The organism is Streptomyces sp. DH-12 (assembly GCF_002899455.1).
Classification (GTDB): domain Bacteria; phylum Actinomycetota; class Actinomycetes; order Streptomycetales; family Streptomycetaceae; genus Streptomyces.
Genome location: NZ_PPFB01000001.1, coordinates 5,155,169 through 5,181,643, shown reverse-complemented (window position 1 = coordinate 5,181,643; position 26,475 = coordinate 5,155,169). Strand labels below are relative to the sequence as shown.

Here is a 26,475-nt window from a genome sequence, read left to right as displayed (position 1 = left end):
TTCATCACGCCACACCCCGGTTATCCGCACCCGCACCATCGGACAGGGGGGCATTCATCATGCACCTGACACGACACACCCTCACGCTCCTCGCCGCCCTCGCCCTGGCCGCCCTCCCCGCCACCGCGTCGGCCCACGACGGGGACCACCCGTTCACGAGCTGCTCGGAGGCGTACGACAACGGCTACGCGAGGATCTCCAGCGGGGACGACCACTACGGTCCCGGCCTGGACCCCGACGGCGACGGCATCGCCTGCGACGAGCCGCCCGCCGGCTTCGTCCCGCGCGACGACACCGAGGTCGACGGGAACACGACTCCCGTGGCCGACACCACCCAGGCCGCCACGAGCGACCGATCCGCCGGGCCGGACGACGACGTCACGACCTACGTGACCATGGGCGTCGGCGCCGTGGTCCTCGCCGGAGGCACCGTGCTCCTCGTCTCCCGCCTGCGCCGCGGCCGCGGCTGACCGCCCCACCGGGCGCGCTCCGCGTACGCGTACGACGGGAGGGGCGGCACCCCCGCACGGGTGCCGCCCCTCCTTCGTGATCCGGAGCCGTCGCCGATCGGTGAGGGTGGTCGGGTGACGGACGACGGCCCCGGGGTCCAGCGCGCCCCGGAGGGCTCAGCGGTGGTCGCTGCCCGCCGAGGTGACGGCCGCGCGGCCGGCCTCGAGACGGGCCACCGGGATGCGGAACGGGGAGCAGGAGACGTAGTCCAGTCCCACCTCGTGGAAGAAGTGCACCGACTCCGGGTCGCCGCCGTGCTCGCCGCAGACGCCGAGCTTCAGGTCGGGCCGGGTGGCGCGGCCCGCCGCGGCGGCGGACTTCACCAGGGACCCCACGCCGTCCTTGTCGATCGTCTCGAACGGCGACACCCCGAAGATGCCCTTCTCCAGGTAGGCCGTGAAGAAGCTGGCCTCCACGTCGTCCCGGGAGAAGCCCCACACCGTCTGGGTGAGGTCGTTGGTGCCGAAGGAGAAGAACTCGGCGGCCTCCGCGATCTGGCCGGCGGTCAGCGCGGCGCGCGGCAGCTCGATCATCGTGCCGATCGCCAGCTTGAGCCGCGTGCCGGTGGACTCCTCGACCTCCGCGACGACCCTGTCGGCCTCCTCGCGGACGATCTCCAGCTCCTGGACCGTGCCGACCAGCGGGATCATGATCTCCGCGCGCGGGTCGCCCTTGGCGTTCCGGCGCTCGGCCGCGGCCTCCGCGATGGCCCGCACCTGCATGGTGAACAGGCCCGGGATGACCAGGCCGAGGCGGACCCCGCGCAGGCCCAGCATCGGGTTCTGCTCGTGCAGCCGGTGCACGGCCTGGAGCAGCCGCAGCTCGTTCTCGTGCGGCTCCTGCCGGGACTCGGCGAGGGCGACGCGGACCGACAGCTCGGTGATGTCGGGCAGGAACTCGTGCAGCGGCGGGTCGAGCAGGCGGATGGTGACGGGCAGGCCGTCCATCGCCTCGAACAGCTCGACGAAGTCCTGCTTCTGCAGCGGCAGCAGCGCCTTCAGCGACTCCTCGCGCTCGGTCTCGGTGTCGGCCAGGATCAGCCGTTCCACCAGCTCGCGCCGGTCGCCGAGGAACATGTGCTCGGTGCGGCACAGGCCGATGCCCTGGGCGCCGAAGCGGCGGGCGCGCAGCGCGTCCTCGGCGTTGTCGGCGTTGGCGCGCACCCGCAGCCGGCGCTTGCGGTCGGCGAAGGCCATCATCCGGTGCACGGCCTCGACCAGCTCGTCGGCGTCGTCGGCGCCCGGGTGCATCCGGCCCTCGAAGTACTCCACGACCGGCGACGGCACGACCGGGACCTCGCCCAGGTAGACCTTGCCGCTGGAACCGTCGATGGAGATGAGGTCGCCCTCCTCCACGACGCGCCCGCCGGGCACGGTCATCCGGCGGCGCTTGGTGTCGACCTCCAGCTCCTCGGCGCCGCAGACACAGGTCTTGCCCATGCCGCGGGCGACGACGGCCGCGTGGGAGGTCTTGCCGCCGCGCGAGGTGAGGATGCCCTCGGCGGCGATCATGCCGTCCAGGTCGTCGGGGTTGGTCTCGCGGCGGATCAGGATGACCTTCTCGCCGGAGCGGGACCACTTCACTGCGGTGTAGGAGTCGAAGACCGCCTTGCCGACCGCGGCGCCCGGGGAGGCGGCGATGCCGCGTCCGACCTGCTCGACCTTGGCGCTCTCGTCGAAGCGCGGGAACATCAGCTGGGCGAGCTGGGCGCCGTTGACACGGGTGAGCGCCTCGGCCTCGTCGATCAGACCCTGGTCCACGAGCTGCGTGGCGATGCGGAAGGCCGCGCCCGCGGTGCGCTTGCCGACGCGGGTCTGCAGCATCCACAGCCGGCCGCGCTCGATGGTGAACTCGATGTCGCAGAGATCCTTGTAGTGGTTCTCCAGGGTCTCCATGATCTGCAGGAGCTGGTCGTACGACTTCTTGTCGATCTGCTCCAGCTCCGCGAGCGGGACGGTGTTGCGGATGCCCGCGACGACGTCCTCGCCCTGTGCGTTCTGCAGGTAGTCGCCGTAGACGCCCTGGTGGCCGGAGGCGGGGTCGCGGGTGAAGGCGACGCCGGTGCCGGAGTCGGGGCCGAGGTTGCCGAAGACCATCGAGCAGACGTTGACGGCGGTGCCCAGGTCGTGCGGGATGCGCTCCTGACGGCGGTAGAGCTTGGCCCTCTCGCCGTTCCAGGAGTCGAAGACGGCCTTGATGGCGAGGTCCATCTGCTCGCGCGGGTCCTGCGGGAAGTCCCGGCCGCACTCGGTCTTGACGATCTTCTTGAACCTGGTGACGAGCTTCTTGAGGTCGGCGGCCTCCAGCTCGGTGTCGACCGTGACCTTCTTGGCCGCCTTGGCCGCCTCCAGCGCGTCCTCGAACAGCTCGCCGTCCACACCGAGGACGGTCTTGCCGAACATCTGGATCAGGCGCCGGTAGGAGTCCCAGGCGAACCGGTCGTCGCCGGCCTGCTGGGCCAGGCCCCGCACGGACGTGTCGGACAGGCCGATGTTGAGGACGGTGTCCATCATGCCGGGCATGGAGAACTTGGCGCCGGAACGGACCGACACGAGGAGGGGGTCGTCGGCCTGGCCGAGCTTCTTGCCCATCCGCTGCTCGAGCGCCTCGAGGTGCGCACTCACCTCGTCACGCAGCGCCGCGGGCTCCTCGCCGCTCTCCAGGTAGACCTTGCAGGCCTCCGTGGTAATGGTGAAGCCGGGTGGCACGGGGAGACCGAGGTTGGTCATCTCGGCGAGGTTGGCCCCCTTGCCGCCGAGGAGGTCCTTGAGGTCCTTGTTGCCCTCGGTGAAGTCGTAGACGAACTTCACGCTCTCAACGCTCGTGCCCGACCGAGCGCCATGGTGATCTTTGTTTTCCGACACGGGTCTCGACTCCTCGAGGACGCGGTGGCTGCCCTGACGGCGAGGAATGTACCCAGATCAAAGGCGTCTGGGTACGTCCACTTGTGGGTCGTGCGCCTGTCACCGGCCGAGCGCCAGCGGATCGAAAGTCAAAGCTTGGCAAGCCGTCGGAGCCCGGTGTTTTCACTTCTTGAACGCGGAACGCCTCCAGTGACCGATCGGAACGCTCACCTGAGCATTAAGAGTCACGTTTGATTTCGCTCGATGAACGATCATCGAGTGGCACTGAGTGCCACCCTTTGAGAAGTGCAGCCTTCCATGATCCGCTCATCTGAGCGCAACCACTATCAGGGGTGGTGAGAATCACGCTGCCACACGGTGCCGGGTTCCACCATGCGGACCCGGGGGATGAACGCTCGGGCCCGGCCGCCCGTACGGAAGGGAGGCGGATCCGGACCCCCACGCCGGGTCCGCCCTCCCGCCTCCCCGGCCTCGGTACGGAAGGAACCTCCGGGTTGCCCGTCTTCACCCCCGTCCTCACGCGCCTGCGCGCCCTCCGTGTTCCCCTGCGCCCGCGGGACACCCGTCTCCTCGCGCGTCTGCGGCGCGCACGCGACGCACACCCCTCCGCCGGCCGCGCCCTGCGCCTCACGGTGCACGTCCTCGCCGCCGTCCTGGTGCTCGGCGCCCTGCTGATGCCGAACACCGCGCCGGGCCTGCGCCCCGACCGCTTCACCCGGATCCCCGCCGAGGCGATCGTCGGGGCGGTCCTGCTGCTCGCCCTGCCGCGCCGGCCGCGCGTGGTCCTCGCCGCGCTCTACGGCACGGGCCTCGGGCTGCTGACCGTGCTCAACCTGCTGGACATCGGCTTCGGCGAGTACCTGGGCCGCGGCTTCAACCTGGTCCTCGACTGGGGCCTGCTGGACGACGCCCTGTCCTACGTGCGGGACTCCATGGGCGGCTTCGTCGCCACCGCCGCCGCCGTCGGCGCGGTCCTGCTCGCCGTGCTCGTGGTGGCCGTCATGGCGCTGGCCACGGTGCGGCTCGGCAACCTGCTGGCCCGGCACCGCTCCCGCGCGAGCCAGGGCGCCCTGATCGCGGGCACCGTGTGGATCACCTGCGCCTCGCTGGGCCTGCAGATCTCGGGCCTGCCGGTCGCCTCGGACCGCGCGGCGGACACCCTGCGCGGGCAGACCCGGCGGGTGGTGGACACCCTGCGCGACGAGGCGGCCTTCGCGAAGGAGGCGCGGACGGACGCCTTCGGCGCCACCCCGCCGCGCCTGCTCCTGCCGGACCTGCACGGCAAGGACGTCGTCATCGCGTTCGTCGAGAGCTACGGCCGGGTGGCCGTCGAGGACCCGCTGATCGCGCCCGGCGTCACCCGCACCCTCGACGCCCGGGGCGCCGCGCTCGCCGCGGCCGGCTACCGGGCGCGCAGCGGATGGCTGACCTCGTCGACGTACGGCGGGAGCAGCTGGCTCGGGCACTCCACGACCCTGTCCGGCCTGTGGATCGACAACCAGCAGCGGTACCGCACCGCGACCAGCAGCGACCGCCTCACCCTCACCGCGGCCTTCCGGAAGTCCGGCGCGTGGGACACCGTCGGCGTCATGCCGGGCGTGCAGAAGGCCTGGCCGGAGGCGAAGTGGTACGGCCTGGACACGGTGTACGACGCCTTCGGGATGGGCTACGAGGGACCGAAGTTCAGCTGGTCCACCATGCCGGACCAGTACGCCCTGGAGGCGTTCGAGCGCCTGGAGCACGGCAGGGAGCGGGACCGGCCGCTGATGGCGGAGGTCATCCTCACCTCCAGCCACCAGCCGTGGGCGCCGGTCCCGGAGATGATCGACTGGGAGGACCTGGGCGACGGTTCGGTCTTCGACGCGATCGAGGCGGAGGGGCGGGAGGCGTCCGAGGTGATGGCCGACTCCGCGGAGTCCCGCAAGGAGTACGGCCGGTCCGTGTCGTACTCGGTGACCGCCCTCACCGCGTGGCTGGAGCGCTACGGCACCGACGACACCGTGCTGGTCTTCCTCGGCGACCACCAGCCCATCGCCCGGGTCACCGGACACACCAGGAACCGGGACGTGCCGGTGACGGTCGTCGCCAAGGACCCTGAGGTGCTGCGGAAGATCGACGGCTGGAACTGGACACCCGGGCTCCGGCCCGCCGACGACGCCCCCGTGTGGAGGATGGACGCCTTCCGCGACCGCTTCCTGACCGCCTACGGGTCCGTGCCGCGGCCCACGAAGCGCTGATCAGCCGCCGGAGGTGTCCAGCTCGGCGTCCTCGCCGACGCCCGCGCAGTCGTAGGGGTCCTTCAGCCAGCCGTCCGGCAGCACCACGCGGTTGTTGCCGGACGTACGGCCGCGGGGGCCGTCGGCGCCGGCCGGCCAGGGCTGGTCCAGGTCCAGCTCGTCCAGTCCCGCCCGCAGCTCCTCCAGGGTGGAGGTGACGGCGAGGCGGCGGCGCATCTCGGAGCCGACCGCGAAGCCCTTCAGGTACCAGGCGACGTGCTTGCGGAAGTCGATCACGCCGCGCGACTCGTCGCCGATCCACTCGCCGAGCAGGGTGGCGTGCCGCACCATCACGTCGGCCACCTCGCGCAGGGTGGGCCGTACGTAGGCGTCCGGGCGGCCCTCGAAGGCGGCGACCAGGTCGGCGAAGAGCCACGGCCGGCCGAGGCAGCCGCGGCCGACGACCACGCCGTCGCAGCCGGTCTCGCGGACCATGCGCAGGGCGTCGTCGGCGGACCAGATGTCCCCGTTGCCGAGCACCGGGATCTCGGGGACGTGCTCCTTGAGCCGGGCGATCGCCTCCCAGTCGGCGGTGCCGCCGTAGTGCTGGGCGGCGGTGCGGCCGTGCAGCGCGATGGCGGTGACGCCCTCCTCGACGGCGATGCGGCCGGCGTCCAGGTAGGTGATGTGGTCGTCGTCGATGCCCTTGCGCATCTTCATCGTGACCGGCAGGTCCCCGGCGCCGGCGACGGCCTCGCGCAGGATGGCGCGCAGCAGGTTCCGCTTGAAGGGGAGCGCCGAGCCGCCGCCCTTGCGGGTCACCTTGGGCACCGGGCAGCCGAAGTTGAGGTCGATGTGGTCGGCGAGGCCCTCCTCCGCGATCATGCGGACGGCCTTGCCGACGGTGGCCGGGTCGACGCCGTAGAGCTGGAGGGAGCGCGGCTGCTCGGCGGCGTCGAACCGGATGAGCTGCATGGTCTTCTCGTTGCGCTCGACCAGCGCCCGGGTGGTGATCATCTCGCTGACGAACAGCCCCTTGCCACCGCTGAACTCCCGGCACAGGGTGCGGAAGGGCGCGTTGGTGATCCCGGCCATCGGGGCGAGCACGACGGGCGGTTGCACGGCGTGCGGGCCGATGGACAGGGTCGTGGTCACGGGCGTGCTCGGGGTCGGCGAGGGCGTGGGCATTCCCCCATTGTCCCGCATCGGCGGGACGCTCCGCACAATGACCGTGTAATGGTCATTAGTTAGTCGCACTATCGACGTGGCGTACGATGGCCCGCATGCCCGAGCTCAGCCATGGCCGACGCATGCTGGTGCTCGCGATCTGCTGCATGAGCCTGCTGATCGTGAGCCTGGACAACACGGTCCTCAACGTCGCCCTGCCCGCCCTCCAGCGGGAGCTGGACGCGAGCACCTCGGGGCTGCAGTGGACCATCGACGCCTACACGCTGGTGCTGGCCTCGCTGCTGATGCCGGCCGGCTCGACGGCCGACCGGATCGGCCGCAAACGGGTGTTCATGTCCGGCCTGACGGTCTTCACCCTGGGCTCGCTGCTGTGCTCGCTCGCCCCGGACCTGGAGTGGCTCGTCGTCTTCCGCATGGTGCAGGCGGTGGGCGGTTCCATGCTCAATCCGGTCGCCATGTCGATCATCACCAACACCTTCACCGACCCGCGCGAGCGCGCCCGCGCGATCGGCGTGTGGGGAGCCGTGGTCGGCCTGTCGATGGCCGCCGGACCGCTGGTCGGCGGGCTGCTGGTGGACTCGGTCGGCTGGCGCTCCATCTTCTGGGTCAACCTGCCGGTGGGCCTCGTCGCCCTGCTGCTGACCTGGCGTCTCGTCCCGGAGTCCCGCGCCCCGCGCGCCCGCCGCTCCGACCCGGTGGGCCAGATCCTGGTCATCACCCTGTTCGGCTCCCTCACCTACGCGATCATCGAGGCCCCGCACGGCTCCTGGCAGTCCACCGCGCCCTTCGCCGCGCTCGCGCTGATCGCCCTCCTGGCCCTCCTCCACTACGAGCCACGCCGCCCGGAGCCGCTGATCGACCTGCGCTTCTTCCGCTCGGCGCCGTTCAGCGGGGCCACGGTGATCGCGGTGAGCGCCTTCGCGGCGCTCGGCGGGTTCCTGTTCCTGTCCACGCTGTACCTGCAGAACGTGCGGGGGCTGAGCGCGCTGGAGGCGGGGCTGTGGATGCTGCCGATGGCCGTCCCGACGTTCCTGTGCGCCCCGTTGTCCGGACGTCTCGTCGGCAGCCGGGGCCCGCGGCTGCCGCTGCTGGTCGCGGGCGGCGCCATGACGGTGAGCGGGCTGCTGTTCGCCCTCTTCGAGGCGGAGACGTCGAACGTGACCCTGTTCGCCGGCTACGTCCTGTTCGGCGTCGGCTTCGGCTTCGTCAACGCCCCCATCACCAACACGGCGGTCTCCGGCATGCCCGCCGACCAGGCCGGGGTCGCCTCCGCGGTCGCCTCCACCAGCCGCCAGCTCGGCCAGACCCTGGGCGTGGCGGTCCTCGGCGCGGTCCTCGCGGCGGGGGTCGGCTCGTCCTCGTACGCCGACACCTTCGTGACGGCGTCCCGCCCCGGCTGGTGGATCCTGGCCGGCTGCGGCGCGGCGGTCCTGGCGGTCGGCGCCCTCACGTCGGGAGCTTGGGCCCGTGGAACGGCGGAACGCGCGGCGCGGCGGCTGAAGACGGAGGAACAGGCCCGGCGCACGGGAGTCGACGCCTGAGCCGGCGGCACGGAAGCCGGACCGGGCGGGCGGTGGGGCTCTGTGTGCGGTCGCGCCCCGGTGCCGTGCGGCACCGGGGCGCGACGAGGCCGGCGGAGCCCCGCCTGCCGATGCGGGTTCCGCCGCACACTCCTTGCCGTCCCCGGACGGGGGCAGAAGCACGGCGACAACGATCCGCCGACCGCCGGAGGCGTCCATGCCCCAGATCGACTCGAGCAAGGTCAGCCGCTGGGACCTGCACGGCCGTGAGCACACCGTGCGCGTCCACCGCACCGGGGTGCAGCGCACCCTCAGGTGCGACACGTGCGGGTGGCGCCGGGGCGCACCGTTCCTGCCCTGGCTGAAGGCGCAGGAGCACCTGCTGCGGGCGCACCAGGCGACCGTGGACCCGACCGCGGCCTGACCGGCCCGCGCGGTCAGGCGCGCAGCCCCCGCACCAGCAGGTTCACCGCCGCCTCGAAGTCGGCGTCCGCCTCCGGGGTGTCCCACTCCCCCGCGTGGGCCGGGTCGTGGAAGCGGCCGGTGGTCTGGAAGACGGCGCGGGCGCTGGCCGCGGGGTCCTCGCTGTGGAAGACGCCTGCGGCCACCCCGTCGGCGACGATCCGCGCCAGCTGCCCGGTCAGCTCGTCGATGTGCTCGGCGACCGCCCCGACCTGCTCGCCGGCCAGCACGCTGTAGGTGGCGAACAGCTCCGGATCGTCGCCCGCCTTGCGGCGCTTGGCGGTGAAGAGGGCGGCGAGCCAGTCCCGCAGCCGAGACTCGGGGTCGCGGGAGCCGTCGCCGGCTATCCCGCCCAGCGCCTCGGACGTACGGTCCAGCCACCGCTTGGTGACCGCCTCGCGCAGCGCCGCCTTGGTGCGGAAGTGCCGGTAGACGCTGCCGTGGCTGACGCCGAGGGCGCGGGCCACGTCCACCACGGTGGCCTTCGCCGGGCCGTGCCGGCGCAGCACCTCCTCGGTCGCCTCCAGGATGCGCTCGGCGGTCAGGGTCTCGGTCGCTGCCATGCACTAGACCGTACCCGGCGCCGGGATCACTCCTCGGTGCCGAGGTGTGCCATCTGCGGCTCCGGGTAGCGGGCGCCCGCCGCGGCGCCGGGCGGCACCGCCCGCTCGATCGCCGCGAGGTCGTCCGCGTCGAGCGTGACGTCCAGCGCGCCCAGCGACTCCGTCAGCCGCTCCCGGGTGCGGGCGCCGACCAGCGGCACGATGTCCTCGCCGCGCGACAGCACCCAGGCGATGGCGATCTGCGCGACGGTGACGCCCTTGCGGGCGGCGATCTCGCGCAGCGCCTCGACGAGGCCCAGGTTGTGCCGGAGGTTGTCGCCCTGGAAGCGGGGCGAGCGGGCCCGGAAGTCGTCCGCGGAGAGCTGCCGGTCGGCGGTGAAGTGGCCGGAGATCAGGCCGCGCGAGAGCACCCCGTACGCCGTGACGGAGATGCCCAGTTCGCGGGTGGTGGGCAGGATCTGGTCCTCCACGGCGCGGGAGATCAGCGAGTACTCGATCTGGAGGTCCGTGATCGGCGCGGTGGCGGCGGCCCGGCGGACGGCGTCGGCGCCGACCTCGCTGAGCCCGATGTGCCGTACGTGGCCCTTCTCGACGAGTTCCGCGATGGCGCCGACGGTCTCCTCGATCGGCACGTCGGGGTCGGCGCGGGAGATGCGGTAGACGTCGATGTGGTCGACGCCCAGGCGCTGGAGCGAGTACGCGGCGAAGTTCCGCACCGCGGCCGGGCGGCCGTCCATCGGGCCCCAGCCGCCGTCCGGGTCGCGCAGGGTGCCGAACTTGACGCTGGTGAGGGCCTGTTCGCGCAGGCCGGCGGGGGCGGTGCGCAGCGCCTCGCCGATCAGCAGCTCGTTGTGGCCCATGCCGTAGAAGTCGCCGGTGTCGAGCAGGGTGACGCCGGCGTCCAGGGCGGCGTGGATCGTGGCGATCGCCTCGGTCCGGTCCGCCGTGCCGTACAGCGCGGACATGCCCATGCAGCCGAGTCCCAGGGCGGACACCCGGGGGCCGGTCGTTCCGAGAGGTCGTGTGTGCATCGTCATGCGTCCACCCTGACATGACGAATGACAGATTTCAATATCTGTCATTCGTTTGCCCGTCGCCGGGCATCCGCCCCCGGCCTCCGTCACCCGGCGCCCCGCCCCTCGGGCGAGCCCGGCGACGGCTCCCGAGAACGCCGAACGCCGGGCCCCGGAGATCCGGGACCCGGCGTTCGCACCGGTCTGACGAGGGGTCAGCAGCCGACCAGGCGGGCGGCCAGGTAGCCCTCGATCTGGTCGAGGGAGACCCGCTCCTGCTTCATGGTGTCGCGCTCGCGCACGGTCACCGCGTTGTCGTCCAGGGTGTCGAAGTCGACGGTCACGCAGAACGGCGTGCCGATCTCGTCCTGACGGCGGTAGCGGCGGCCGATGGCGCCGGCGTCGTCGAACTCGATGTTCCAGTTCTGTCGCAGCGTCTGGGCGAGGCCCTTGGCCTTCGGGGACAGCTCCGGGTTGCGGGACAGCGGCAGCACCGCGACCTTCACCGGGGCCAGGCGGTGGTCGAGCCGCAGCACCGTGCGCTTCTCCAGCTTGCCCTTGGCGTTGGGCGCCTCGTCCTCGACGTAGGCGTCGAGCAGGAAGGCGAGCATCGCCCGGCCGACACCGGCCGCCGGCTCGATGACGTACGGCGTCCAGCGCTCGCCGGCCTCCTGGTCGAAGTAGGAGAGGTCCTGGCCGGACGCCTTGGAGTGCGCGCCGAGGTCGTAGTCGGTGCGGTTGGCGACGCCCTCCAGCTCGCCCCACTCGCTGCCGCCGAACTGGAAGCGGTACTCGATGTCAGCGGTGCGCTTGGAGTAGTGGGAGAGCTTCTCCTTCGGGTGCTCGTACCACCGCATGTTCTCCTCGCGCAGGCCGAGACCGGTGTACCAGTTCCAGCGCTGCTCCATCCAGTACTCCTGCCACTTCTCGTCCTCGCCCGGCTTGACGAAGAACTCCATCTCCATCTGCTCGAACTCGCGGGTCCGGAAGATGAAGTTGCCGGGCGTGATCTCGTTGCGGAAGGACTTGCCCATCTGGGCGATGCCGAACGGCGGCTTGCGGCGCGACGTGGTCTGCACCTGGGCGAAGTTGGTGAAGATGCCCTGGGCCGTCTCGGGGCGCAGGTAGGCGACGGAGCCGGAGTCCTGCGTCGGGCCGAGGTGGGTGGAGAGCAGGCCCGAGAACTGCTTGGGCTCGGTGAAGGTGCCCTTGTTGCCGCAGTTGGGGCAGTTGAGGTCGGCCAGGCCGTTCTCCGGGGCCTTCCCCTTCTTCTCCTCGTACGCCTCCTCCAGGTGGTCCGCGCGGAACCGCTTGTGGCAGGAGGTGCACTCGGTGAGCGGATCGGTGAAGGTGGCGACGTGGCCGGAGGCGACCCACACCTCGGGGGCCAGGATGACGGACGAGTCGATGCCGACCACGTCCTCACGCGACGTCACCATGTAGCGCCACCACTGGCGCTTCAGGTTCTCCTTGAGCTCGACACCCAGCGGCCCGTAGTCCCAGGCGGCCCGCTGGCCGCCGTAGATCTCACTGCAGGGGAATACGAAGCCACGGCGCTTGCTCAGGCTGACGATGGTGTCGATCTTGTCGGCGGCCACGGTGCTCTCTTCATTACGACGACGGGCGACGAAGCGGAGATGCTTCCAGCGAATGCCTCAGGTTACCGGCGGGGACGGCCCCTCGACCAAATCGGTCCCCCCATGCGGACTTCGGAGGGCTTGTTGACAACGGTTTCCATTTTGGTTGAAAATGACTGTCATGAACGTACGACGACGCCACATATCCGCGGTCGCGCTCGCCGCGGTCGCCGCCCTCGGATCCGGTGCCCTGACCGCCTGCTCCTCCGACAGCGCCGCCGCGGGCGGCGCCGGTCAGTTCGACGTCGTCGCGTCGTTCTATCCGATGGCCTTCCTCGCCGAGCGGATCGGCGGCGAACACGTCCACGTCACCAGTCTCACCCAGCCCGGCCAGGAGCCGCACGACCTGGAGATCAGCGCCCGGCAGACCGCGCAGCTCGAGGAGTCGGACGCGGCCCTCTACATCAAGGGCCTCCAGCCCTCCGTCGACGAGGCCATCGACCAGTCCCCCATCGCCACGAAGATCGACGCGGCCGAGCTGACCTCGCTGGAGGAGCACGACGCGGGCCATGACGAGGAGCACGGGGACGAGCACGCCCACGAGGACGAACACGCCCACGGCGACGAGCACGCCCACGAGGACGAGCACGCCCACGGCGACGAGCACGCCCACGAGGACGAGCACGGCCACGAGCACGCCCACGACCACGAGGGCGGCGACCCCCACATCTGGCTCGACCCGGTGAAGTACGCCGAGGTCGCCGAGGGCGTCGGCGAGGCCTTCCAGAAGGCCGACCCGGACCACGCCGCCGACTACCGGGCGAACACCGCGACCCTGGTCAAGGACCTCAAGGCGCTCGACGAGAAGTTCCGCACCGGCCTCGCGAACCGGAAGACCGACGTCTTCGTCACCACCCACGCCGCCTTCGGCCACCTCGCCGAGCGCTACGGACTGACCGAGGAGGCCATCAGCGGCCTGGACCCGGACTCCGAGCCCAGCGGGGCGCGCGTGAAGGAGCTGCAGAAGATCGCCAAGGAGGACGGCGTCACCACCGTCTTCTACGAGACCCTGGTCAGCGACCGGGCCGCCAGGACCCTCGCCGACGACACCGGCCTCAGGACCGATGTCCTCGACCCGGTCGAGGGCATCACCGACGACTCCCGCGGCGAGGACTACTTCCAGATCATGGAGGCCAACCTCACCGCCCTGCGCACCGCGCTGGGCGCCCGGTGACCTCCGACGACGCGACACCGGAGGACGGCATGACCGCCGAGCCCGTCATCACCCTGCGGGGGGTGCGCGCCGAGCTGGGCTCGCGCCCCGTGCTGCGCGGCATCGACCTCACCGTGCGCCGCGGTGAGGTCGTCGCCCTGCTCGGCGCCAACGGCTCCGGCAAGTCCACCGCCGTGCGCACGGTCATCGGCCAGGTGCCGGTCACCGCCGGCGAGATCGAGCTGTTCGGCGCCCCGCGGCGCCGGTTCCGCGACTGGGCGCGGGTGGGCTACGTCCCGCAGCGCACCACGGCCGCCGGCGGAGTGCCCGCCACGGTCACCGAGGTCGTCTCCTCGGGACGGCTCGCCCGCACCCGCTTCGGGCTGTTCCGCAAGGGCGACCGCGAGGCCGTCCGCCGGGCCCTGGAGCTGGTCGGCATGGCGGACCGCGCCAAGGACTCCGTCGACGCCCTGTCCGGCGGCCAGCACCAGCGGGTCCTGATCGCCCGCGCCCTCGCCGCCGAACCGGAACTGCTGATCATGGACGAGCCGATGGCGGGGGTGGACCTGGCCAGCCAGGAGGTCCTCGCCGAGACGCTGCGCACGCAGGTCGGCCGGGGCGCCACGGTCCTCCTCGTCCTGCACGAACTGGGCCCGCTGGAACCCCTGATCGACCGGGCGGTCGTGCTCCGCGACGGCTGCGTGCTGCACGACGGCCCGCCGCCCAAGGCGGTCGGCCAGCACGCCCTGCCCGGCCACGATCACGTACACCCGCACGCACCGGCGGACGCCGGACCGATCCGCACGGGACTGCTGAGCTGATGGAGATCCTCGACTACGCCTTCATGCAGCGGGCGCTGCTCGCCGCCGTCCTGGTCGGCGTCACCGCCCCCGCGGTCGGCGTCTACCTCGTCCAGCGCCGCCAGGCGCTCATGGGCGACGGCATCGGCCACGTGGCGATGACCGGCGTGGGCCTCGGCTTCCTGCTGTCCTGGTCCCCGGTGTGGATGGCGGCCGTGGTGTCCGTCCTCGGCGCCGTCTTCATGGAACTGGTCCGCTGGTACGCCCGGACCCGCGGCGACATCGCCCTCGCGATGCTCTTCTACGGCGGCATGGCCGGCGGCGTGATGTTCATCAACCTCGCGCCCGGCGGCTCCACCTCGAACCTCTCGTCGTTCCTGTTCGGCTCGCTGTCCACGGTCTCCCCGTCCGACGTGACCGCGATCTGCGTGCTGGCCGCGTTCGTGGTGCTGGTCACCGTGGGCCTGCGGCGGCAGCTGTTCGCGGTCAGCCAGGACGAGGAGTTCGCGCGGGTGACGGGCCTGCCGGTGCGGTTCCTGAACCTCCTCACGGCGGTCACCGCCGCGGTCACGGTGTCGGTGGCGATGCGGGTGGTGGGCCTGCTGCTGGTGAGCGCGCTCATGGTGGTGCCGGTCGCGGCGGCCCAGCAGCTCACCCGGAGCTTCGCCGCCACGTTCGCCGTCGCCGTCGCGATCGGCGTCAGCGTGGCCGTCGGCGGCACCGTCACCTCGTACTACCAGGACGTGCCGCCCGGCGCGACGATCGTGCTGCTGACCATCGGCGCCTTCATGCTGCTGACCGCGCTGGCCGCCCCGCTGGCCCGGCGCCGCGCCCGGGCCCGGGCCGCCGTACAGCCCGGCGCCGACCCCACGGAGTGCGCGATCCCCGCCAGTCGTCCGGCGGACGGGAAGGTCGGCGCCTGACTCTCCGCGACCGGACTGGCACAATGGCCCCGGCAGCAGCCAGACGTGAGGAGGCATTCCGGTGACGACCGCAGGACCGCCCGTGAAGGGCCGCGCCACCCGGCAGCGTGCCGCCGTGGCGGCTTGCCTTCAGGAGGTCGACGAGTTCCGCAGCGCGCAGGAACTGCACGACATGCTCAAGCACAAGGGCGACTCGGTCGGGCTCACCACGGTCTACCGCACGCTGCAGTCCCTCGCCGACGCCGGTGAGGTCGACGTCCTGCGCACCGCCGACGGCGAGTCCGTCTACCGCCGTTGCTCCACCGACGACCATCACCACCACCTGGTCTGCCGCACCTGCGGCAAGGCCGTCGAGGTCGAGGGTCCGGCCGTGGAGAAGTGGGCGGAGGCCATCGCCGCCGAGCACGGCTACGTCAACGTGGCGCACACGGTGGAGATCTTCGGCACCTGCGCCGACTGCGCGGCCGCCTGAGGCCCGGTCCCGGGCGTGCCCGGGGCGCGCCCGGGTTCCGCCGCCCGCGTCGTCCTGCCGCGGCAGGGCGACGCGGCACACGGCGGCGCACAGCAAGCACCACCGCGCCGATCAGGACCAGCGCCCGCCACGAACGCCGCGAGGCCGCGGCGGTGCGCCGCACCTCGGACGGGGCCATGTCGGGCATCCCGCCGGACCGGCCGCGCGGCACGGGCAGCAGCCGTGCGACACGCGGCCGGAGACCACGCCCGGCGCACGCCGGCTCAGGACTGGCGGCCCTCCATGGCCTGCAGCTCCTCGTTGGGGATGGCCCCGCCGAACCGCCGGTCGCGGGACGCGAACTCCACGCACGCCCGCCACAGATCACGCCGGTCGAAGTCCGGCCACAGCACGTCCTGGAACACCAGCTCCGCGTAGGCGCTCTGCCACAGCAGGTAGTTGGAGGTGCGCTGCTCGCCGCTCGGCCGCAGGAACAGGTCCACGTCCGGCATGTCCGGGTAGTACAGGTACCGCTGGAGCGTCTTCTCGTTGACCTTGGACGGGTCGAGCCGGCCGGCCTTCACGTCCTCGGCGAGCGCCTGCGCGGCGTCGGCGATCTCGGCCCGGCCGCCGTAGTTCATGCAGAAGTACAGCGTCAGCCGGTCGTTGTCCTTGGTCTGCTCCTGGGCGACCTGGAGCTCCTTGGCGACGGACCTCCACAGCTTGGGCATGCGGCCCACCCAGCGGACCCGCACGCCCAGTTCGTCGAGCTGGTCCCGGCTCTTGCGGATGAAGTCCCGGTTGAAGTTCATCAAGAAGCGCACCTCGTCCGGCGACCGCTTCCAGTTCTCGGTGGAGAAGGCGTACAGCGAGATGGCGCCCACGCCCATCTCGATGCCGCCCTGGAGCACGTCGAGCACCCGCTCGGCGCCCACCTTGTGCCCCTCGGTGCGCGGCAGGCCCCGCTGCTTCGCCCAGCGTCCGTTGCCGTCCATGACGATCGCCACATGGTGGGGGACCAGTTCCCCGGGAAGCCTCGGGGGCCGCGCGCCGGAGGGGTGCGGTTCCGGGGTCCTGTACTCCCGGCGCTGCCGCCCCAGGAATCCGCGTACGGCCATGTGTCTCTCGTCTCCTCGTGCTGGGTGGTCACTGCTTCTCGACGTACCGGAGCGAGCGCAGCCCGCGCTCCAGGTGCCAGTGGAGGTAGGCGGACACCAGCCCGCTCGCCTCCCGGACGTGGCGTGCCTCGCACGCGTCCGCCGTGTCCCAGTCTCCCGTAAGCAGCGCGCCCAGGAGTTCCAGGGCCTGCGGGGAGGGTACGACGCTCCCGGGGACGCGGCAGTCGGCGCAGACGGTTCCGCCCGACGCGACCGAGAAGAACCGGTTCGGTCCCGGCATGCCGCACCTCGCGCAGTCCGTGAAGCTGGGCGCGTACCCGTTGACCGCGAGGGAGCGCAGCAGGAACGCGTCGAGCACCAGGTGCGGGGCGTGTTCCCCCCGGGCGAGGGTGCGCAGTCCGCCGACCAGCAGCAGGTACTGCTGCACGGCCGGCTCGCCCTCGTGGTCGGTGAACCGCTCGGCGGTCTCCAGCATGGCCGTGCCGGCGGTGTAGCGCGCGTAGTCGGTGACGATGCCGCCGCCGTACGGCGCGATCGTCTCGCTCTGCGTGCACAGCGGCAGCCCGCGTCCGACCAGCTCGCTGCCCTTGGCGAAGAACTGCACGTCCACGTGCGAGAACGGTTCCAGGCGGGCGCCGAACTTGGACTTGGTCCGGCGCACGCCCCTCGCCACGGCGCGCACCCGCCCGTGACCGCGGGTGAGCAGGGTGATGATCCGGTCCGCCTCACCCAGTTTCTGGGTGCGCAGCACGATGCCGTCGTCGCGGAACAGACTCATGACAGCCATTGTCGCGCACGTTCACGGCACCTCGCCGCGGCTCCTGGCGTTGGCGTACGCGGTGGCCGCGCGCAGCCGCTCCCCGGGGGTCGCGTGCCGCACGACCAGGGGATCGGCGTCCCACTCCCGGCCACCGCCGTAGGGTCTCAGCTGGACGTAGGGCCCCTCGTACCCCATGACGACGCCGAGCCGCCCGGCGCGGGTGTCCACGACGTACGCGCCGACGGGCGGCTTCACCGCATCACCGCCGCCGCGATCCGCCGCGCGGTCTCCACCGAACACCGTCCCAGTTCGATGAGCGGACAGGGCGCCTCCCGCGCGAGACTCACCGGGTCCAGTCCCAGTGACGGCAGGGAAATTCCGGCCTTCGCGAAAGCCGCCCGCAATTCCTTCACCACTTCCTCCGCTTCCTCGACGCAGTGCGCCGCGTGTCGTGCCGTCACGCTGATGCCCTTCCCTTTCGGACCTCACTCTTCGCAATCCAAGAGTGACACTGTGTGCTTAAACTCGGGAGGGGGCCACGTCCTACAAGTGCGGGGCTGCACAAAGGGGTTAAGCATGGCCAATGGTTCGCGGCAGGCGGCATGGGAGTTCTTCGGGGCGGAACTGAAGCGACGCCGGGAGGACGCCGGGTTCACGCAGGCCGAGCTGGGGACACGGGTGTTCGTCTCGGGCGGCTACATCGGACAGTTCGAACAGGCGATCCGCAAGCCGCAAGTGGACGTGGCCCAGCGGATCGACGCGGCCCTGCAAACCGACGGTATTTTCGAGCGGCTGTGCAGGAAGCTGATCGACGACCGCCGGTACGCGGAATATTTCGCCAAAGCGGCGGAGCTGGAGGGGTTGGCGACAGAAATCTGCGAGTTCGCGCCGGCTCTGGTCCCGGGGCTGCTGCAAACCCCGGATTACGCAAGGGCGGTGACCCTTGCCATGAACCGGTTCTCACCGGACGAGCACATCGAGGAGAAGGTCGCCGCCCGCATGGAACGGGCGCGGATCCTCACCGCCGCCGAACGACCCGTGTACTGGGTGGTCCTTCATGAGAACGTCTTGCGCATCCCGGTCGGTGGAGCCGCCGTGATGGCTGAGCAACTGACGCATGTGGCCGCACTCGCCCACCGACGGGCCGTGCTGGTCCAGGTGCTGCCCTACACGGCCGGGGCGTATCCCACCATGACCGGACCGCTCAAGCTCATGCAGTTCGAGGACGCCCCGCCCACCGCCTATACAGAAGCGGTGTATTCGGGGAACCTCTTGGACGATCCAGCCGTAGTGAAGCGAGCACGGTCGGCATACGATCTGCTCAGGGCGGACGCACTCGCGTCGGAAGCGTCCCTGGACCTGATCGAGTCGGCGGCGGAGGGTTACGGACGATGCGCGAGTACGACCTGAGCGGAGTCAGCTGGCACAAGAGCACCTACAGCGACGGAAACGGCGGCGACTGCCTCGAAGTCGCCACCGGCATCCCCGGCGTCGTCCCCGTCCGGGACAGCAAGCTGGACGCCGACGGACCGGTGATCGTCGTCGGGGCGTCCGCCTGGACGGAGTTCGTCCGTACGGTCACGCACTGACGCGCGCCCCTGGTCCGCCCGCGCGGGCCGGGGGCGGCCGGGTTCCAGGGGACGTCCCGCCCTCGCAGGCCGACAATCTGCCGATGACGCCGTTGGCATGACGTTTCGGCTCCCGCGCAACCGGTCCTCCCGCGGTCGTGCTCCCTGTGAGCAGAACCGACACCCGTGGGTGAGGAGACCGACATGACCGCGACCGCTTTCCCGCACGGCCCGAACCATGCCCTCGGCGGCCCCTCCACCGTCGCTGCCGGCGCGGACGCCCCGCAGTGGCCCGCCGCCGCCGGACAGTCGGGCAGCGACTGCCTGCTGGCCCCGCCCGACCCGGCCACCCGCGTCGGCTCCCCCATCGACCCGCGCGACCGCCGCCGCCTCGAACTGCACGCCGCGCTGACCGCCGCCGGCATCCCGCCGCGCCCCGAGGACCGCGAGGCCATCGAGAGCCTCAGCGCCCTGTCCCCCGGCGTCAACACCACCATCCAGCGCTGGCTGCACCACACCCTGTGAACCGCGTCGCGGCGGGCGGTCAGCCGCGGTCGACCATCCAGGTGCCGTCCTCCTCGTCGTCGACCCGCACCTCCAGCTCGCGCAGGCTCATGCCGGCCTCCCACAGCTCGCGGAAGCGCTTCATCCGGTCGTGCACATGGTCCTGGCGGGCGATCAGCCGGGTCCTGATGTTGACGTCGCGCAGGTCCTGGTCGATCTCGAAGGACACCGCCTCGTCGTAGACGATGAAGTCGTTGGTGGTGCCGCGCAGCAGGTGCGGCGGCAGTTCCGGCAGGACGGCCACGCGCACCTCGATGCGCAGCACCTCCTGCTCCTCGCACAGCCGCAGCAGCCGGTCGTCCAGCTCCCGTGCGCTCTCCAGCAGGAACAGCCGGCGCACCGGCACGCCCTGCTCGATCGCCTCCGCCTGGGCGTGCAGATAGCGGCTGGCGGGCTCGCTGTTCCAGAACGTCCGGTCGACGGAGGTGCTGGTGGCGCAGATCGACTTCTCCGCGGCCCGGGTGAGGGTCAGCATCCAGTCGTGGTTCTCGCCCGGGCACTCCGCGGTGAGGGTGGTGAGGTCGCTGAGGTGCCCGATCACCCGGTGCATCTCCAGCCGTACGAAGGTGGAGAGGATCGGCAGGCCCGGCGAGAGGACCTCGGCGAAGTTGGCCGCCAGGTCGGACACGGACTCGACGCGCACCAGGGGCGGCGTCTGCGGTTCGGGCTCGGCCGGGCGGGGCGGGGGCACCAGGCGCGTCTCGACGAGCTGTTTCATGTCCTCGGTGTGCCGGGTCAGTCCGTGCTGCAGTTCGTCGTAGCGCCGTAAGCCGCCGCGCACGGTGGCAGCGGTCTCGGCCAGCAGGCTCTCCGCCCGCCGGGCCCGCTCCTCGGCCGCCCGGGCGGGGACCAGCACGAGGTGCTGGACGGCGACGGCGGCCACGGCGCACAGCGCGGCGGCTCCGAGCTGCCGTGCCGCGCCGTCCTCCGGGCTGAGCAGCGCGGCGACGCCCCAGGCGAGCAGTCCGGCGACCAGGCCCACCAGCAGCCTGCGCCGCCACGGGACGGGGTCGGGCTGCTCGGCCGATCCCCCGGGCTGGGGGGTGTCCGGGGCGCCGGGCGGTTCCGGCGCGCGGTCCGCGGGGTGTTCGGGTGTGCTCACCGTGCCCGGCGGGCCGGCCGCGTCGTCGGGCTGAGGTGTCTGTGCCGTGCTCATCTCGCTTCTCCCCCCGTTGGGAAACACGTCGGTTCGGGGTGCGGAATGTGCGTGGGGGTCCGGACGAGGCCGCTCACGGCTGGTGGGCGTCTCGCGGGCTGGTGTCCGGGAGTCGTCGGGTGCGCTCAGGGCGCGGGCTCCACCTCCCGGTGCACGGGCGGGATCGCGTGCAGGGTGAGCTGGTCGCGGACGCGCTGCACCAGGGCGAGCCACTGCCGGGTGAACCCGGGCCGCTCCTCCAGCGCCTCCCACAGCGCGGCCAGCTCGGCGGACACCCGGGCCCGCGGCATCCACAGGTGCAGCAGATGATCGACGGCGGGCCGCAACGCCCGTACCGCCGGCGGAAGTTCGCCGTCCGGGCTGGTCCGGGGCCAGGGCCCCGGCGCGGCGGGGCCGAGGCGGATGCCGTCGAGGACGCGGACCAGGGTGGTGAGCAGCCAGTCGTGCAGCGCCAGGTCGGCGCAGAGCCCGGCCAGGTCGGCGGCGGGGAGGTCCTCGGGGACCCGCAGCCGTACGGTGCGCAGTTCGTCCTCGGCGAGGGTGAACCGCTCCAGGGCCGGCGTCTCGCCCGGCGGCGTGGTCAGCGCCACCCAGCGCAGCCGGGTGGGCCGGGACCTGAGCGGCGGCCGCTGGTCGAGCAGCGGGTGCCGCAGCAGCCGGGTGAGCAGTCCCCCGGCGATCAGTCCCACGTCGAGGTCGCCGTGACGTCCGCCGTCGAGCAGGCCGTCGGCGACCGCGTCGCACGGCAGTTTCCCCAGCGGCTCGACCAGGCCGGGCCGCACCAGGTAGTCGCCCCAGGGGCGGCGGTGGTCGGGCCCGGAGCCGGGGAGGCGGAAGTACGCCGAGGTCTGCAGCACGCGCCCCTCGGTGAGCGCGGCCCGTGCGGCGACCGTGCCGACGGCGCGGACCCGGGCGCCGTTGGCGCTGGGCAGCGGGCAGTCGACGCCGGTGAGGGTGTCCGGGGAGCGCGCGTAGAGGTTGGGCCGCTCGGACACCAGGACCCGCTCGTCGGCCCGCAGCCGCAGCAGTCGGGCGGCGGCGCGGCTGTCGAGGGCCTGCCCGGCGGGCAGCAGGCAGGTGCGGACCTCGCCGCAGGCGAGCACGGTGCGCGGCGCGGTGGTGTCGGGCCGGGCGCCGGGGGCCGCCCTCGTCGTGGCCGGCATCTCAGGTCTCCTCGCAGTAGACGTAGGAGACGCGGTCGATGACCGGGCCGGGGACGGGCACGCCCTCCTTGTCGGACCGCTCGGCGGCCTGGCGCAGGGCGTCCTGGTCCACGTCGGTCTGGTCCAGGATGACCCGCACGGCGTGCTCGACGGGCAGGAAGCGGCTGGGCAGCACCGAGCAGGTGCGGTAGGCGGCGAACGGGTCCGCCCGGGGGTTGAGCCGCACCAGCGGCGGCAGGTCCTCCCAGTCGTCGGGGAACGCGCCGGTGTGCGGCTGCGGGTCGAAGACGACCTCGCCCTGGTGGCGCAGCAGCCCGAGACGGGCGAGCTGCCAGACGGCGGCCAGGAAGGGGCAGGACCACAGGCGCTCCCCGTCGGGCGTCTCGCTCCACAGCTCGACGTCCAGGAAGACGGAGTGGCGGCGGGCGGCGGTCTCGCGGGGCGGCTCCCAGGCGGCGGCCTTCCGCATCGCCTGCGGGGTGCGGGCGGTGGGGCTGCGCACCCCGTTGGCGAGCCAGCCGGTCTGCGCGGCCGGCGGCCGGTGGCCGTAGCTGCCGGGCGGGGGCTCCTCGACGATGCGCCCGGCCACCGCCTCCGCGACGGGCACCTTCCCGCTGACGGCGCAGCCGGACTCGCGGGCCAGGTAGTCGACGGTCAGCCCGGCGCGCTCGGCCTCCGCCAGCAGCATGGGCACGACCTCGGCGGGGCCGGCGAAGCGGGTGAAGTAGTCGTCGACGAGGAAGCAGGTGCTGACGCGGGCGCGCCGGGCGCCGGCCCGGTCGGCGGCGAAGGCGCGGGCGGCCTCCGCCCAGGGGCGGACCCGTGCGAAGTGCCGGCGCAGGTGCTCCGGTCCCGCCTCGAAGTCCTCCATGTACAGGTGCCCCAGCTCCAGGGAGAGGTGGGACAGCGGCACCGCCTGGGTGCGGGGTTCGGCGGTGGTCTCGCGGAACACCGCGTCGGTCATGGCAGCCCCCAGTGCGCGTCGTCGGTGAGCCGCCGGGCGATCTCCTCGAGCGCCTCCAGCGTCTCCTTGTTGGCGATCTGGGTGGCGAGGACGTCCTCCTCGGTGATCAGCTGCTCCCGCCACTGCAGGATCGGCTCCAGCGGCACGGTGCCGAGCACCACGCTGTCGCCGATCTGCTGGTCGGAGGCGAGCCGGCGGAGCGCCCTGTTGCAGGACTGCATCCAGGCCGCCTGGGCGGGCGAGCCCTGCGCCCACATGGCCGACTCCGGGTCGGGGACGGCGGCCCGCACGAAGCGGATGTTGCCCTGGAGGGCCGTCTCGTCGTGGCCGCGGTCGACGCCGCTGCGGAGGATGCCGTTCTCCTTGTGGACCAGTCCGGCGGCGGCGATGACGTGCTGCCGGGTCCAGCGGTGGAAGACCAGCCAGCGGTAGCCGACGTGGCGCATCCGGGGGTGGGCGGTGGCCGCGAGGACCAGGTCGACGGCGTAGCTGCGGCCGGCGCTGAGGTCCACCATGACCAGGTCGAACTCGCTGTTGAGCCGCAGCAGCAGGTCGATGCAGCGCTCCAGGGCCTCCTCGCCGGTGGCGAACTCGCCGCCGCCCGCGTCGCCGGGGTAGAGGACCAGCCGCCCGGACTGGTTCTGCCGGGAGCGCAGCACCGGGTGCTCGGTCTGCCGCCAGATGTCGATGCTGGCCGGTTCGGTGACCTCGCCCTCCAGGTAGGAGTGCAGGCCCCGCTCCTCGGTGCCGCGCAGGGCGCTGGGCACGTCGAACACGGCGGCCGCGGTGGGCGAGCCGAAGTCGAAGTCCACGTAGGCGACGTGGTCGCCGATGAGGGCGCGCTGGTAGGCCAGGTTGGCGCTGGTGACCGAGCGGCCCGTGCCCCCCTTGTCGGAGGCCGCGAAGACGAGCACGGCTCAGCCCTCCTGCGCGGCGGCGTCCCGGGCCTGGGCCAGGGTGTCGAGTTCCTGAAGCACGGGCAGGGCGAGCGCGAAGGCGGTGGCGGGCCGGTCGTCGACCAGGCTGCGGGCGTGGTCCAGCCGGCTCTCTATGCTCCGCATCGCGCGGGCGCGGCTGCCGTCGACGCCGGTGGACGCCTCCAGCTGCTCCCTGCCGAACAGGTGCGTGGCCTCGCTGAGCAGGTCCCGGGCCAGATCGGCGAGTTCGGAACTGCGGATGGGCTGCTGCTCGTAGAGGTTGCGGGCGGCCACCAGGCACTCGGTGACGCGCTCGGTGACGCTCCAGGACAGCCGGCGGGTGACCCCCTTGGCGTCCGGGTAGACGGCGCGTACGTCGTCCCAGAGGCCGGCGCCGTGGCCGTCCTCGATCCTGCGGCTCCACAGGTGTTCGAAGGTCTGCTCGGCGAGGCGCAGCAGCCGGTCCTGGGCCTCGATGTTCCGGGACAGCTCGGCGAGCTGCACGGTCCGTTTGAGCAGCTGGGCGGAGAAGTCGGTCATCCGCCACTGGAGCAGCGACCCGGAGCGCTCGGACCCGGCGAGCGGCATCAGCACGCCCGGGTCGTGCAGCCGGACGACCGGGTCGTTCCTGGTCATGCGGCTGGTGACGCGGCCGCGGTCGGCGAGCCGCTCCATGATGGAGACGGTGCGGGTGAGGTCGTCGTCGGTGGCCCTGCGGCGCACCAGGTCGTGGACGAGGATGGCCGCGACGGTGAGGGAGAAGTACTCCGACTCCAGGCGCAGTCCGGTGGTCTGCCAGGGCAGGTCCTCCAGGGGCCAGCGCTCGGTCCCGAAGCGGGCGACGGCCGACCAGTACTGCTGACTCAGCTCCCAGCGCAGCCGCAGCGCCTCGGCGAGTTTCTGCTGGTCGGTGTCGAGCAGTCCGAGGGTGAGGGTGCGCTCGGAGAACAGGTCCTGGATGCCGTCGAGGGCGACGACGGTGAAGTACACGTAGGGCAGCCGGTCGGCGATGCCGTCGGGCTGGCCCGGCACCTGGGTGTCCAGGTCGGTGATCTTGGGGGCGTCCTTGACCACGCCCCAGGCCCAGCCGCACTCGAAGAGCTGGCTCTCGTCGCGGATGGACTCGTCGACCTCGATGCCGCGGCTGAGGCTCTCGATGATGGTGGCGCGCAGCGGCCGGAAGCGGCGGGCGAACTGCTGGAGGACGGCCCGGTCGGAGTGCCGGTTCTGGCCGATGACCTGGATCAGCCGCCGGCCCTGCTCGGACTCGGCGTCGAAGACGTTGACGGCGAAGGAGCGCAGCAGGCTGACCATGGCGGCGGTGAGGCGCACGCTGGTGGCCTCGCGGAGTTCGCCGAGCGCCCGGCGCACTTCGGGGCGGGTGGTGCTGGTCTCGTAGACCTTGAGGAAGCCGAGGGTCGCCAGGCAGAGCGTGACGGACATCGAGTAGGAGTCGACGACGCCTAACTTGCCCTGCTCGTAGGTGAGTTCCTCGCTCGGGTCGACGGGCTTGAAGTACGGTCCGCCGGCGAAGGTGGGCGCGTCGTCGGGTCCGGTGTGGGTGCGCATGAACTGGGTCATCGCGGTGATCAGGTTCGGCGGGATCTCCAGCCGGCTGCCGACGCCCTCCAGCGCCTGGAGCACGTCCCGTTCGGTGGTGTCGGGCTGGTCCAGGCGGAACGCGGGGATCTCGGTGGCGGGGTACAGCAGGCAGAGCAGCCGCTCGGCGTCCGCGACACTGCTCAGCCCGTCGGTGTCCCCCCAGACGAGCTTGCCGTCGTCGAACGAGTGACGGGCCGCGGCCCGCCAGATGTCCAGCAGATGCTGGCGTGGCTTGATCTGCATCCCCCTACCCCTCGTACAGACCGTGTGCAGACATGGTCCCCGTTCCTACGTGCCCGCAATCGCCGGATTCCGCCGTCCCAGGGCGAGGATGATGCCCTCGTGTCCCGGCCGCACCATGTGGTGCAGATCGTGGATCTCCAGGTCGTCCGCCCAGTCGCTCAGGCTCTCGCGGACCCGCTCCTCGTTCACCCGGTAGGCCGGATAGCGATGGTCGCCGACCTGGTAGCCGACGGACTCCTTCATGAAGGCGGTGGCGAACGGCGCGCCCTCGTTGAGCGCGTCCATGAAGCAGGTGACGCCGCGGCGGAACTCGTCGGGGCACTCGGACATGGAGTCGGCGACGAAGAACATGGTCCCGATGTCCCAGCGGCGCTGGCCGTCGAGGTCGAGGAGGTTGGCCCGCTCGACGCGGACGATCTCACCGAACCGCGAACGGGGCTCGACGCCCGCGTAGGCGGGGTGCTCGGCCAGCTGCTCCCAGAAGGGGTCCCAGACCGTGTCGAACCCGGCGGGGGACGCCTGCTTCTCCAGGTACTCCACATTGGGCTGTGCGTACTCCAGGAGCAGGATCTTCTCGCACCAGGGCAGCATGGACAGCGCCGGATAGAGGTTGGCGCCGGCGCCCACGTCGACGCCGCGTCCCGCGTGCTGGGCGCCGTCCGCGAAGCACTTGCCGAAGTAGTCGCGCATCAGCCGCACGATCAGCAGATCGACCTCGAGGGGGTTGCGGTAGTTGGCGTCGACGTAGGCCTCGGGATCGAACTTCGACCACGGGGCGTCGGCGTTGCGGTCCATCATCACCCTGCCGCGTTCCATTCAGTGTCGGACGAGACCGTGTGCCCTGTCTGCGCCGTCCCGATGAACGTCGGCAGGTGAAGCAGCATCTCCGGTTCTCGCACGGTAGGCCGAAGCGGCACACGGAGACAGCCAGGAACACGCCGTTCCTCGTCGACGGGCGCACGGCGGGCGCACGCCACTGATCCGTGCACCCCTCAACTCGCCCTTGCACGCGGTGAGTTGACGGCCCACTCTAGCCAGAAGACGCCACCGGCCGCCACCGGAAGCAGCATTCCCTTCCGGGTGAACGCCGGTGTCTTCGCGTTGACGACATCCGCACGTC

26 protein-coding genes are annotated in these 26,475 nt (G+C 71.9%); 11 read left to right on the top strand and 15 right to left on the bottom strand.

Going from position 1 to position 26,475, the window contains the following annotated elements; translation table 11 throughout:
* Nucleotides 1-59 precede the first annotated feature (59 nt).
* Nucleotides 60-470, top strand: a complete 411-nt coding sequence (locus C1708_RS22235; RefSeq protein WP_106414324.1) for an excalibur calcium-binding domain-containing protein — start codon at nucleotides 60-62, stop codon at nucleotides 468-470.
* Between the two features lie 156 nt (nucleotides 471-626).
* Here C1708_RS22235 and ppdK read toward each other — a convergent pair whose 3' ends face one another.
* Complete coding sequence (ppdK, locus tag C1708_RS22230; RefSeq protein WP_502696079.1) at nucleotides 627-3,374, bottom strand: pyruvate, phosphate dikinase; 2,748 nt, start codon at nucleotides 3,372-3,374, stop codon at nucleotides 627-629.
* 494 nt (nucleotides 3,375-3,868) lie between these two features.
* Between ppdK and C1708_RS22220 the strand changes: the two genes are divergently transcribed.
* On the top strand, nucleotides 3,869-5,611 hold the full coding sequence (locus tag C1708_RS22220; protein WP_106414321.1) for an alkaline phosphatase family protein: 1,743 nt from the start codon (nucleotides 3,869-3,871) through the stop codon (nucleotides 5,609-5,611).
* Here C1708_RS22220 and dusB read toward each other — a convergent pair whose 3' ends face one another.
* Nucleotides 5,612-6,778, bottom strand: coding sequence for a tRNA dihydrouridine synthase DusB (gene dusB / locus C1708_RS22215; RefSeq protein WP_106414320.1), 1,167 nt, complete (start codon nucleotides 6,776-6,778; stop codon nucleotides 5,612-5,614).
* Nucleotides 6,779-6,873: 95 nt separating this feature from the next.
* Between dusB and C1708_RS22210 the strand changes: the two genes are divergently transcribed.
* The gene (locus C1708_RS22210) at nucleotides 6,874-8,319 is read left to right on the top strand and encodes an MFS transporter (RefSeq protein WP_106416427.1); all 1,446 of its coding nucleotides are present in this window, start codon (nucleotides 6,874-6,876) and stop codon (nucleotides 8,317-8,319) included.
* A 196-nt stretch (nucleotides 8,320-8,515) separates the two neighbouring features.
* The gene (locus C1708_RS22205) at nucleotides 8,516-8,722 is read left to right on the top strand and encodes a hypothetical protein (RefSeq protein WP_106414319.1); all 207 of its coding nucleotides are present in this window, start codon (nucleotides 8,516-8,518) and stop codon (nucleotides 8,720-8,722) included.
* Between the two features lie 13 nt (nucleotides 8,723-8,735).
* On the opposite strand, the gene C1708_RS22200 is transcribed toward C1708_RS22205, so the two are convergent.
* From C1708_RS22200 to C1708_RS22190, 3 genes are all read right to left on the bottom strand, one after another.
* Complete coding sequence (locus C1708_RS22200; protein WP_106414318.1) at nucleotides 8,736-9,323, bottom strand: TetR/AcrR family transcriptional regulator; 588 nt, start codon at nucleotides 9,321-9,323, stop codon at nucleotides 8,736-8,738.
* Nucleotides 9,324-9,349: 26 nt separating this feature from the next.
* Nucleotides 9,350-10,360, bottom strand: coding sequence for an aldo/keto reductase (locus tag C1708_RS22195; RefSeq protein ID WP_106414317.1), 1,011 nt, complete (start codon nucleotides 10,358-10,360; stop codon nucleotides 9,350-9,352).
* 191 nt (nucleotides 10,361-10,551) lie between these two features.
* Nucleotides 10,552-11,934, bottom strand: coding sequence for a glycine--tRNA ligase (locus tag C1708_RS22190; protein ID WP_106414316.1), 1,383 nt, complete (start codon nucleotides 11,932-11,934; stop codon nucleotides 10,552-10,554).
* Nucleotides 11,935-12,094: 160 nt separating this feature from the next.
* On the opposite strand from C1708_RS22190, the gene C1708_RS22185 reads away from it, so the two are divergent.
* The 4 genes from C1708_RS22185 (at nucleotide 12,095) to C1708_RS22170 (ending at nucleotide 15,321) form a co-directional block, all read left to right on the top strand.
* Nucleotides 12,095-13,147: a metal ABC transporter substrate-binding protein gene (locus C1708_RS22185; RefSeq protein ID WP_106414315.1), complete on the top strand. Its 1,053-nt coding sequence runs from the start codon at nucleotides 12,095-12,097 to the stop codon at nucleotides 13,145-13,147.
* A gap of 29 nt (nucleotides 13,148-13,176) precedes the next feature.
* Nucleotides 13,177-13,947 (top strand): metal ABC transporter ATP-binding protein, encoded by a 771-nt coding sequence (locus tag C1708_RS22180; protein ID WP_106416426.1) that lies wholly within the window; start codon nucleotides 13,177-13,179, stop codon nucleotides 13,945-13,947.
* Complete coding sequence (locus C1708_RS22175) at nucleotides 13,947-14,849, top strand: metal ABC transporter permease (RefSeq protein WP_106414314.1); 903 nt, start codon at nucleotides 13,947-13,949, stop codon at nucleotides 14,847-14,849. The genes C1708_RS22180 and C1708_RS22175 overlap by 1 nt, the downstream gene beginning before the upstream one ends.
* 61 nt (nucleotides 14,850-14,910) lie before the next feature.
* Nucleotides 14,911-15,321: a Fur family transcriptional regulator gene (locus C1708_RS22170; protein ID WP_106414313.1), complete on the top strand. Its 411-nt coding sequence runs from the start codon at nucleotides 14,911-14,913 to the stop codon at nucleotides 15,319-15,321.
* A 263-nt stretch (nucleotides 15,322-15,584) separates the two neighbouring features.
* Here C1708_RS22170 and C1708_RS22165 read toward each other — a convergent pair whose 3' ends face one another.
* From C1708_RS22165 to C1708_RS22150, 4 genes are read right to left on the bottom strand one after another with little or no spacing between them, the layout of a single operon-like run.
* Complete coding sequence (locus C1708_RS22165; RefSeq protein ID WP_106414312.1) at nucleotides 15,585-16,418, bottom strand: isoprenyl transferase; 834 nt, start codon at nucleotides 16,416-16,418, stop codon at nucleotides 15,585-15,587.
* Nucleotides 16,419-16,446: 28 nt separating this feature from the next.
* Nucleotides 16,447-17,196: a DNA repair protein RecO gene (gene recO, locus C1708_RS22160; RefSeq protein ID WP_106416425.1), complete on the bottom strand. Its 750-nt coding sequence runs from the start codon at nucleotides 17,194-17,196 to the stop codon at nucleotides 16,447-16,449.
* A gap of 21 nt (nucleotides 17,197-17,217) precedes the next feature.
* Entirely contained in the window at nucleotides 17,218-17,433 is a 216-nt protein-coding gene (locus tag C1708_RS22155; protein WP_106414311.1) for a hypothetical protein, read from the bottom strand.
* Nucleotides 17,430-17,639 carry a hypothetical protein gene (locus C1708_RS22150; RefSeq protein WP_106414310.1) on the bottom strand — a complete coding sequence of 70 codons (210 nt, stop codon included), beginning with the start codon at nucleotides 17,637-17,639 and terminating at the stop codon, nucleotides 17,430-17,432. Before C1708_RS22150 ends, C1708_RS22155 begins: the two co-directional genes overlap by 4 nt.
* Nucleotides 17,640-17,754: 115 nt before the next feature.
* On the opposite strand from C1708_RS22150, the gene C1708_RS22145 reads away from it, so the two are divergent.
* The 3 genes from C1708_RS22145 (at nucleotide 17,755) to C1708_RS22135 (ending at nucleotide 19,271) form a co-directional block, all read left to right on the top strand.
* Complete coding sequence (locus C1708_RS22145) at nucleotides 17,755-18,588, top strand: helix-turn-helix domain-containing protein (RefSeq protein ID WP_106414309.1); 834 nt, start codon at nucleotides 17,755-17,757, stop codon at nucleotides 18,586-18,588.
* On the top strand, nucleotides 18,570-18,767 hold the full coding sequence (locus C1708_RS22140) for a DUF397 domain-containing protein (protein ID WP_106414308.1): 198 nt from the start codon (nucleotides 18,570-18,572) through the stop codon (nucleotides 18,765-18,767). The genes C1708_RS22145 and C1708_RS22140 overlap by 19 nt, the downstream gene beginning before the upstream one ends.
* Nucleotides 18,768-18,950: 183 nt before the next feature.
* The gene (locus C1708_RS22135; protein ID WP_106414307.1) at nucleotides 18,951-19,271 is read left to right on the top strand and encodes a hypothetical protein; all 321 of its coding nucleotides are present in this window, start codon (nucleotides 18,951-18,953) and stop codon (nucleotides 19,269-19,271) included.
* Nucleotides 19,272-19,290: 19 nt separating this feature from the next.
* Here the strand turns inward: C1708_RS22135 and C1708_RS22130 are convergent, their stop codons facing one another.
* The 6 genes from C1708_RS22130 to C1708_RS22105 all read right to left on the bottom strand — a co-directional run bounded on the left by C1708_RS22130 (nucleotide 19,291) and on the right by C1708_RS22105 (nucleotide 26,171).
* Entirely contained in the window at nucleotides 19,291-20,466 is a 1,176-nt protein-coding gene (locus C1708_RS22130) for a hypothetical protein (protein ID WP_106414306.1), read from the bottom strand.
* Nucleotides 20,467-20,591: 125 nt separating this feature from the next.
* Nucleotides 20,592-21,629 carry an SCO2521 family protein gene (locus C1708_RS22125; protein WP_106414305.1) on the bottom strand — a complete coding sequence of 346 codons (1,038 nt, stop codon included), beginning with the start codon at nucleotides 21,627-21,629 and terminating at the stop codon, nucleotides 20,592-20,594.
* Between the two features lies 1 nt (nucleotide 21,630).
* The gene (locus tag C1708_RS22120) at nucleotides 21,631-22,593 is read right to left on the bottom strand and encodes an SCO2522 family protein (RefSeq protein WP_106414304.1); all 963 of its coding nucleotides are present in this window, start codon (nucleotides 22,591-22,593) and stop codon (nucleotides 21,631-21,633) included.
* Nucleotides 22,590-23,507: an SCO2523 family variant P-loop protein gene (locus tag C1708_RS22115; RefSeq protein ID WP_106414303.1), complete on the bottom strand. Its 918-nt coding sequence runs from the start codon at nucleotides 23,505-23,507 to the stop codon at nucleotides 22,590-22,592. The genes C1708_RS22120 and C1708_RS22115 overlap by 4 nt, the downstream gene beginning before the upstream one ends.
* Nucleotides 23,508-23,510: 3 nt before the next feature.
* On the bottom strand, nucleotides 23,511-25,355 hold the full coding sequence (locus C1708_RS22110) for an SCO2524 family protein (protein ID WP_106414302.1): 1,845 nt from the start codon (nucleotides 25,353-25,355) through the stop codon (nucleotides 23,511-23,513).
* A gap of 45 nt (nucleotides 25,356-25,400) precedes the next feature.
* On the bottom strand, nucleotides 25,401-26,171 hold the full coding sequence (locus tag C1708_RS22105; protein WP_106414301.1) for an SCO2525 family SAM-dependent methyltransferase: 771 nt from the start codon (nucleotides 26,169-26,171) through the stop codon (nucleotides 25,401-25,403).
* Nucleotides 26,172-26,475 lie beyond the last annotated feature (304 nt).

What these genes read in the sequence shown, in the direction of transcription:
- C1708_RS22235 (WP_106414324.1), top strand. Translation starts at nt 60, where the DNA reads ATGCACCTGACACGACACACCCTCACGCTCCTCGCCGCCCTCGCCCTG.
- dusB (WP_106414320.1), bottom strand. Translation starts at nt 6,778, where the DNA reads ATGCCCACGCCCTCGCCGACCCCGAGCACGCCCGTGACCACGACCCTG.
- C1708_RS22210 (WP_106416427.1), top strand. Translation starts at nt 6,874, where the DNA reads ATGCCCGAGCTCAGCCATGGCCGACGCATGCTGGTGCTCGCGATCTGC.
- C1708_RS22205 (WP_106414319.1), top strand. Translation starts at nt 8,516, where the DNA reads ATGCCCCAGATCGACTCGAGCAAGGTCAGCCGCTGGGACCTGCACGGC.
- C1708_RS22200 (WP_106414318.1), bottom strand. Translation starts at nt 9,323, where the DNA reads ATGGCAGCGACCGAGACCCTGACCGCCGAGCGCATCCTGGAGGCGACC.
- C1708_RS22195 (WP_106414317.1), bottom strand. Translation starts at nt 10,360, where the DNA reads ATGACGATGCACACACGACCTCTCGGAACGACCGGCCCCCGGGTGTCC.
- C1708_RS22185 (WP_106414315.1), top strand. Translation starts at nt 12,095, where the DNA reads ATGAACGTACGACGACGCCACATATCCGCGGTCGCGCTCGCCGCGGTC.
- C1708_RS22180 (WP_106416426.1), top strand. Translation starts at nt 13,177, where the DNA reads ATGACCGCCGAGCCCGTCATCACCCTGCGGGGGGTGCGCGCCGAGCTG.
- C1708_RS22175 (WP_106414314.1), top strand. Translation starts at nt 13,947, where the DNA reads ATGGAGATCCTCGACTACGCCTTCATGCAGCGGGCGCTGCTCGCCGCC.
- C1708_RS22165 (WP_106414312.1), bottom strand. Translation starts at nt 16,418, where the DNA reads ATGGCCGTACGCGGATTCCTGGGGCGGCAGCGCCGGGAGTACAGGACC.
- recO (WP_106416425.1), bottom strand. Translation starts at nt 17,196, where the DNA reads ATGAGTCTGTTCCGCGACGACGGCATCGTGCTGCGCACCCAGAAACTG.
- C1708_RS22145 (WP_106414309.1), top strand. Translation starts at nt 17,755, where the DNA reads ATGGCCAATGGTTCGCGGCAGGCGGCATGGGAGTTCTTCGGGGCGGAA.
- C1708_RS22140 (WP_106414308.1), top strand. Translation starts at nt 18,570, where the DNA reads ATGCGCGAGTACGACCTGAGCGGAGTCAGCTGGCACAAGAGCACCTAC.
- C1708_RS22135 (WP_106414307.1), top strand. Translation starts at nt 18,951, where the DNA reads ATGACCGCGACCGCTTTCCCGCACGGCCCGAACCATGCCCTCGGCGGC.
- C1708_RS22130 (WP_106414306.1), bottom strand. Translation starts at nt 20,466, where the DNA reads ATGAGCACGGCACAGACACCTCAGCCCGACGACGCGGCCGGCCCGCCG.
- C1708_RS22125 (WP_106414305.1), bottom strand. Translation starts at nt 21,629, where the DNA reads ATGCCGGCCACGACGAGGGCGGCCCCCGGCGCCCGGCCCGACACCACC.
- C1708_RS22120 (WP_106414304.1), bottom strand. Translation starts at nt 22,593, where the DNA reads ATGACCGACGCGGTGTTCCGCGAGACCACCGCCGAACCCCGCACCCAG.
- C1708_RS22110 (WP_106414302.1), bottom strand. Translation starts at nt 25,355, where the DNA reads ATGCAGATCAAGCCACGCCAGCATCTGCTGGACATCTGGCGGGCCGCG.
- C1708_RS22105 (WP_106414301.1), bottom strand. Translation starts at nt 26,171, where the DNA reads ATGGAACGCGGCAGGGTGATGATGGACCGCAACGCCGACGCCCCGTGG.